General features: G+C 62.4%; 1 protein-coding gene. It reads left to right on the top strand.

Features of this window, described 5'->3' with window-relative positions; genetic code table 11:
- The coding region (locus EYW47_RS41975) for an electron transfer flavoprotein-ubiquinone oxidoreductase (protein ID WP_240763843.1) at positions 1 to 694 on the top strand (694 nt) is incomplete at both ends.

Genomic DNA, 694 nt, shown 5'->3' on the forward strand with positions numbered 1-694 from the left:
ACTTGAGAAGGACACCTACGGTGGCTCGTTCCTTTATCACACCGAGAACAACCAGGTGATGGTGGGCTTTGTCGTCGGTCTCGCCTACACGAACCCGTATCTCTCGCCGTTCGAGGAATTCCAGCGCTACAAGACGCATCCGGCGATCCGCAAATACCTGGAAGGCGGCAAGCGCGTTTCGTATGGCGCGCGCGCGATGACGGCGGGCGGGCTGATGTCGCTACCGAAGCTCGTGTTCCCGGGCGGCGCACTCGTAGGCGACGACGCGGGCTTCCTGAACGCGGCGCGCATCAAGGGCAGCCACGCGGCGATCAAGACCGGCATGCTCGCGGCGGAAGCGGCGTTCGACGCGGTGCAGGCGGGCCGCCAGAGCGACGAACTCACGGCCTACCCGGAAGCGTTCAAGAATTCGTGGCTCCATGAAGAGCTGTACAAGGCGCGCAACTTCAAGCAGTGGATGAGCAAGGGCCTGTACCTGGGCACGCTGATGGTGGGCATCGAGCAAAAGCTGCTGGGCGGCAACGTGCCGTGGACGCTGCATCACCAGCATCGCGATCACGAGATGCTGCGTCCGGCGTCACAGTGCAAGCCGATCGAGTACCCGAAGCCCGACGGCAAGCTCACGTTCGACCGTCTCTCTTCCGTGTTCATTTCCAATACGAATCACGAAGAGAACCAGCCCGCGCATCTGACG

The organism is Paraburkholderia silviterrae (assembly GCF_004353915.1).
In the GTDB taxonomy this organism is placed as follows: domain Bacteria; phylum Pseudomonadota; class Gammaproteobacteria; order Burkholderiales; family Burkholderiaceae; genus Paraburkholderia; species Paraburkholderia silviterrae.